At 45.9% G+C, this 6850-nt stretch carries 6 protein-coding genes; 2 read left to right on the top strand and 4 right to left on the bottom strand.

Annotated features, from left to right (window positions below; genetic code table 11):
* Nucleotides 1–1371: CHASE2 domain-containing protein (locus RID53_RS11580; RefSeq protein WP_446388244.1), on the bottom strand; the 1371-nt coding region annotated here is incomplete at its 3' end.
* Nucleotides 1372–1606: 235 nt separating this feature from the next.
* Between RID53_RS11580 and RID53_RS11575 the strand changes: the two genes are divergently transcribed.
* On the top strand, nucleotides 1607–2434 hold the full coding sequence (locus RID53_RS11575; protein ID WP_446388243.1) for an ABC transporter permease: 828 nt from the start codon (nucleotides 1607–1609) through the stop codon (nucleotides 2432–2434).
* 40 nt (nucleotides 2435–2474) lie between these two features.
* Nucleotides 2475–3053: a hypothetical protein gene (locus tag RID53_RS11570; RefSeq protein ID WP_446388242.1), complete on the top strand. Its 579-nt coding sequence runs from the start codon at nucleotides 2475–2477 to the stop codon at nucleotides 3051–3053.
* A 161-nt stretch (nucleotides 3054–3214) separates the two neighbouring features.
* Here the strand turns inward: RID53_RS11570 and RID53_RS11565 are convergent, their stop codons facing one another.
* The 3 genes from RID53_RS11565 to RID53_RS11555 form a co-directional block, all read right to left on the bottom strand.
* Nucleotides 3215–3850 carry a type I restriction endonuclease gene (locus RID53_RS11565; protein WP_446388241.1) on the bottom strand — a complete coding sequence of 212 codons (636 nt, stop codon included), beginning with the start codon at nucleotides 3848–3850 and terminating at the stop codon, nucleotides 3215–3217.
* Nucleotides 3851–3929: 79 nt separating this feature from the next.
* Nucleotides 3930–5060 (bottom strand): CO2 hydration protein, encoded by a 1131-nt coding sequence (locus RID53_RS11560; protein ID WP_446388240.1) that lies wholly within the window; start codon nucleotides 5058–5060, stop codon nucleotides 3930–3932.
* Between the two features lie 201 nt (nucleotides 5061–5261).
* Nucleotides 5262–6758 carry an NADH-quinone oxidoreductase subunit M gene (locus RID53_RS11555; RefSeq protein ID WP_446388239.1) on the bottom strand — a complete coding sequence of 499 codons (1497 nt, stop codon included), beginning with the start codon at nucleotides 6756–6758 and terminating at the stop codon, nucleotides 5262–5264.
* Nucleotides 6759–6850: the final 92 nt, after the last annotated feature.

Below are 6850 nucleotides of genomic sequence, written 5' to 3'. Positions count from 1 at the left end.
CCCTATCCCATTGTCCCAAACCCGCCAAATTACCGACTCATTGTTGACCCTTCGACTTATCTCGACTCCGCTCGATACAAGTCGCTCGGTGTTAACCCTTCGACTTCGCTCAGGGTTAACCCACTCAATCCGAATCTGGGGAATGTAACCGGAAGATGGGGAAGCATCAGACTCCTCCAACCCTTCCCGCTTACACCGCACCGCATACACAGCATTATCCAGTAAATTTGTCAACACCCGCAACACCAACAACGGCACCTTCACCGGAACCCCATCCCACTCCCCCAATCGCCACTCTATCTCAATCCCCTCATCCTGGGGACAAGCCAACTTCACCGCCAACTCTACAATCATCCCCACCGTCGCCCTCGCCAAACTCTGGGGTAACTCCCCCTGGGGAACCGGAAGCAATGTCGCCACCAACCCATTCGCCCGATTTAACTCCTGTTTCGCCTTCTCTATCTGCTCCTCCCATTTGAACACCACCTCCTCTCCCTTCCCCTGTCGCCATTGCTGAGTTAACATGGTTAAAATCTCCAACCGATTTCCCAGCGCCCAGAGGGGATTTTTCAACTCATGGGATAAATTTCCCACCAAGGAACTCATCGCCGTGAGTTTCTCCTGCTGAATTAACTGATTTTGCGTCGTTTGCAGTTGAATCAACGCCTCCTCTAAATGCTGCGTCTTCTGATTCACCTGCGCGACTAATAAACGGTTATACTCCTGCAACTCCTGAAGATAAAAATACAGCACTCCCCACACCCCCATTAGCCCAATTCCCACCAACGCCGCCCCCGACGGTATCCAGATATCCAGCAAAAACGCTGTGTATGTCACCCCCAGCACAACACCACTTAAACCCATCCCCCCAATTAACGCCATAATCAACGTCAACCCCGGATAACGCCCCCGTCGCCAGCGTCGTAGAAACCCATATTCCAAACTCACCCACAGCCAAATCCAGCCATATTCCCACAGTTGCGCCACCCCCCGAATTCCCCCAGCTTCCCCCAGCGCCGCCTGAATTATCTGACTCGTCAACAGCGCCTGAATCTCCACCCCATACATCGGTTTCGGTGTAGTTCCCTGATAGTGAGAAAAGGGGGTATAAAACCTATCCCGTAACGAGGGCGCGTAAGCCCCAATCAACACCACCTTATCCTGAAACCGTTTTTGTTGATAGGTTATTGGTGGGGAGGGCGGGTTTTGTTGAGAAGTTATCGGTGAATGTCTGAATTGAGTGGCTAAACCCGCCCCTACAAGTATGGCTAAATCCGCCCTGACCTTCCCCTCTTCCCCATCTCCCTCATCTCCCTCATCTTCCCCAGCTTCCCCATCTCCCTCATACCTAACCGGAACATCGCGAAACATTCCGCCGCCTAAATGGTCAATAAACTGTAGGGGCGGGTTTAGGGACTGTAGGGGCGGGTTTAGGGACTATTGTCAGCTATTGCTGAAATAACGGAACAACAAAACCCGCCCTCCTCACCAATAACGGAACAACAAAACCCGCCCTCCTCACCAATAACTGACTCCCCCACACCATAAGCCAGATGCCCGGAATTATGAAGTAATATTAAGAAGAGATGTTAATCCTATCGATATTGTGAAGTCTAATCTCGTATTCCCCTTGAGCAAAACTCTCAAAGGCAGTCAATGGCAAACCATCATCGCCGATAGCCTCACCGTATTCTGGGGTGAATGGTTAAAGCTACGGGTGAGAATCCTGCAAGTCGCGGCGGCTGGACTCATCTCCCCACTAATTTACATTATCGGATTTGGCTTGGGATTGGGTAGCGCCCTGGATTCAGCCATGGAACCTGCGGCGGGTGACAGCTATTTAGAGTTTATCCTACCGGGGATGATTGCCCTCTCATCGATGACGATTAGTTTCAGTGGGACAACCTTTTCGATATGCGGTGAACGGCTTTACACCAAAACCTTTGCTGAAACACTACTGATGCCTGTACACCCGTTAGCACTGTATTTGGGTAAAATTCTAGCCGGAATCGTGCGCGGGTTGATGACATCCGGTTCAGTGATTGTGGTAGCGATTCTATTTACCGGTAAAGTTTTCAGCTTTATCAATCCCTTATTTTTGCTAGTGTTGCTGCTAAATTGTGCCGTATTTGCCGGGTTAGGGGTACTGGTGGGATTGAATGTCAAGTCCTTAGAATCCGTGGGATTGTACAACAATTTTGTGATTGTACCAATGTCATTTTTGGGTGCAACGTTCTTTGATCCGAGAACATTACCCTTGGCATTAAAAGTTATCGTCTACTTGTTACCCCTCAGCTATGCTAGTACCGGACTCCGGGCGGCTGCTTATTTACCCCTATCCCAGTTTCCCTGGTATTCTATCCCCGTGTTATTAGCCTTTGCGATCGCACTATCCTTTGTTGGCGCTTATAAATTCGCTCACCAGCAAGATTAAGTCTGAATTTTAATTCCCTGTTCCCTGTTACACCTAAAAAATGACAAATGACTTCATCACATTAGAACTGCGCTGGTTCAATCGCGGTAGTTTACCCAAACAGGTGAATGATTGGTTCACCACAGATTGTCCAGGTGAGATATTAGGATCGCCAGAAACCAGGGAGGATACTTATCTTTATATCCCCGATTGTCCCTATCTGAATATTAAATTTCGGCAAGGCAGTTTAGAGGTTAAGTGGCGTAAGGCAGAATTGGGTATCCGACAATTTAGTCGCCACTGGGAAGGCGGGATTGAACAATGGATTAAGTGGAGTTGTCAAGACTCAACGTCTGAGAGTCTCATGCCCAAAGGCGGCTTGACACAAGGATCATGGGTGTCGGTGAACAAAGCGCGATCGCAACGTTTTTACCAAGAGATTACCTATGAATTAACCCAGCTTACCGTTAACAATGAGAATTGGTGGACAATTGCGTTTGAGGCACTTGTTGAAGTTGATACTATGAATCTGGAGGAATTTGAGCAGGGTGTTAGCGAAATAGGTTCGACGTATCAGGGATTACCCTTACAAAATCACCAGTCTTGTGCCTATCCTAGTTGGCTTAATCTGATCGTTTAAGTGGGTGGACACAATTAAAGTTAACGGTTGAGATTAGGGAACAGGGAACAGGGAACAGGGAACAGGGAACAGTAAGGGTTTAAGGCTTGTTTACATAACTTGATCTAGTTAAGTTTATTTCCACCAACCTACTTAGAGGTTTAGTATAAACAAAAACTACCTCATTGGTTACTCATTGCTAATTGACCTAAACGCTTCAGTACCCTCAAAACGCTATACAGTTCATTTCCCGGATTGAAAATATCAAACAATTTAGATACAGCGTATCGAGTTGTTTCTCCTTTGACTAATTTTATAAATCTAAAGCTACTCCCATTCGTAATTAGTCCGTAGGCAGGTTCTTCCCGATCAGGATTTGATAACATATAAGCGAGAAGTTGTGGTTTGCCAACGTCTAGAGAAAATGCGGCTTTTTTTGATTCAATGACAACTAGCCAAACTTGTTCTAATAAAGCCAATACATCGATCTCTCCTCTGACAATAACTCCCTCATCTTCTGCTGCTATTGCTACAGACGTCTCGGATTTGATGTGGAAGGGGTGGAGGTAGAAATCCGCTAAGTCTAGCAAGGGAGAGAGAACAACCATTTTTACGGTGTTTTCCAACAGAGGTGGGTATTTCGTTAAATTCTGATAACTGAGTTTTACTCTGTCCAACCTTTCTTTCTCGGCGTCAGTAATTTCCGGTAAGTTGTCCTGCCATTCTCGGAAGAATTGGTCATCTTCAACCAACTGGATGCCAAATTTTGTTTCTAATTCATGGAGAGTAATCTCTCTAGCTGGAAGAGTTTGAGTCATAATAATAGACAAGAATTATTTCGTCGGCGCGTGTAGGGCTGCAAACGAATGACAGGACAAATGACAAATGACAAATGACTCACTGATTAACATCATTGATCCGCGATGTCACAAATCGATCCATCCAATTCTCCAAATACGCCCGATTTTCTGCTTGTTGTTCCGGTTCCGTCGTATCCAAGGGATGAGGCGCTAATCCCAAAATTGCCGCCGTTGTTACACAAAACATCGACTTCTGAAACGTTTGGCAAATCTGCACCCCCAAATCATCCTCTCCCCGACGCGATCGCTGATAGACTTGATGCAGATAATCCGGTAAATAATGACGCATATCCTGCATCAATAATGTGGGTGGAATCCCCGAACTACCCACAGGTAACGGATCAGCATATAATGCCCCATAAGTAAACTTACCTTGTTCTGGCGGAATCTGATTGGCTTGGGCGTTATAGGAAACCGTCCCTAAAAACGGCGTTCCCCGAAAGAAAATCGCCTCCACATAGGGTACGGCTGTATCCATGAGAAAGGTTAACCCAGCGGATTTGGGAAGTATCTCATACTCGCGATCGCGAATTTTCACGCTATAGGTAATCGGTTTACTCGCCGCCGCCACTAATCCATTTAAAATATGTTCCACAACTTGGGGAATCGTCTTAATTTCCCCCTTGTCATAGCGACTAGATAACTCCATAAAAATATCACTCATCACCCGCCAGAATTGACCCAAGCCACTGTAATATGCCATCTGACGCACTTGTTCGGTGAGAAAATTGGGAAATAACCAGTTTAACCCTTGGACAAACGGATTCCCCTTAAACTTTGCCTGAATCGCGGCGGCACAGTGTTGTTCAAATTCTGGCGTATCTAGATAAGCATCTAATTTTCCACCCCCATGCCAAAACATCGATTTCATACAGTATTCGGCATATTCAAAATTAATCCGATTATGCCACCAGTGCCGTATTAGCTTCTGGAGAGAAACCTCCCCGTTGAAGTATTTAAAGAAGGGGAAAAAAACTAAAAACTGATTCTCAGCAATATAAATTAGATTGCGCGAATAGGCATCTAGGACAATGCCATAACTATGTAAAATCCCCACAACCTCTAGCACATTCTCTGGTGAATCCACCAGCAACGCTTCACCGGAATTGAGGCGTTTAATATAAGGTTCTAGGGGATGAGTTTTAGATGTTTTGTGACTGATTACCATGGGAATAATTATTAGTTGTTACCCTTGATGACTTTTGATCAATTGGTTTTGTAGGGGCGGGTTTCACGACTATCGTTTCTAACCTAACCTAGATGTAACTAAACCCGCCCCGACTGATCCGTTAGAATGACGAATGACAAATGACAAATGACAAATGACAAATGACAAATGACAAATGACAAATGACAACTGACCACAATATTATCGACTCACCTCAACGCCTAAAGCCATTGTCGGTGAATTCGTCACCATCGTCGCCGTAGTGGTTTCACTCAACCGCACTAACCATCCCGGTTGAATCCCAAAAATAACAATCAACACCGCTAAGACAATCGCCGGTATCCGTTCACTCCAGTAAACCCGGGGTAAATTAATCAACTGCGCCGAGAGACGCCCAAAAAAGGTACGATCCAGCAAAATTAGGAAATACACCGCCGTTAAAACTGTCCCAATCATACACAGAAGCGTTTGCACAGGAAACACCGGAAAACTCCCCCGAAATACCAGAAATTCTGAGATAAATCCCACCATTCCTGGAATTCCCGCACTCGCCATCACCGCCAATACCATGAAGCTACCAATCAACGGTAATCCGCGTTCCCGATTCAAAAGTCCATTGAGAACATCTAAATCCCGCGAACCCGTCTTCTTATAAACCACACCCACCAAAAAAAACAGTAACGCCGAGATTAACCCATGACTCACCATTTGCATCACCGCCGCCACCAGGGAAATTGATGTCGCCGCCGCCGCAGCTAGTAAAATATACCCCATGTGCGCCACTGAACTAAACGCCACCATCTTCTTCATATCCCGTTGCGCGATCGCATTAAACGCCCCATAAAGCACACTGACAACTGCCCATATCGCTAACCAAGGCGCAACGACTGTCCAAGCTTCTGGGAATAATCCTAAACCAAAGCGCAATAATCCATAGGTTCCTAATTTCAGCAACACCCCCGCCAACAGCATGGAAATAGGCGTAGAGGCTTCAACGTGGGCATCCGGTAACCAGGTATGAAAGGGTACTAAAGGAATTTTCATCCCAAAGGCGATTAGAATTCCGCCTAATAATAGCAATTGACGACCCACGGGTAATAATGAGGCTAAGTTCTGCACATTGCTGTAGGCAAAGGTATTTGCCCCACTCAAAAAGACCAAACCTAAAAAGACCGCTAAAACCAGCGCCCCAGACACAGCTGTATATAAGAGAAACTTAGTCGCCGCATAGCCACGCCGTTTTCCGCCCCAGATAGCAATTAACAAATATAAGGGAATTAATTCCAGTTCATAGAAGAGGAAAAACAGCAATAAGTCTTGCGCCAAAAATGCCCCGGCTACCCCAGCGTTTAATAACAGAATTAGCGTGTAATAAAATCGAGGGCGTTCTAACTCCTCATCCGTCGCGTAAACCGCCATCACGGTGAGTAAGCCATTTAATACCACTAAGGGTATTGACAACCCATCGATACCTAAACTGTAGGTTAACCCAATTGACTCAATCCAAGACAGTTTTTCTTGAAATTGAAGACTCATCTGACCAGGATTAAACTGCGCTAGCAGTACCAGTGACCAAATAAATAGACCACTGGTAACAATTAAGGTGACTTTACGCGCCCCTTTTGCCATCAGCGTCGTGGGCAAAAATCCGACAACTAGGGCTGTTAATAGCGGGACTAAAATTAAAGCACTTAGCATAGTTATTTGATAGGGAACAGGGAACAGGGAACAGGGAACAGGGTAGATAAGTTAGTGGTTTTATCCGTAATGTTATCGGTAAAACCCGCCCC

Source organism: Coleofasciculus sp. B1-GNL1-01 (assembly GCF_040220235.1).
In the GTDB taxonomy this organism is placed as follows: domain Bacteria; phylum Cyanobacteriota; class Cyanobacteriia; order Cyanobacteriales; family Coleofasciculaceae; genus Coleofasciculus.
This window is presented reverse-complemented; position numbering and strand designations above follow the sequence as displayed.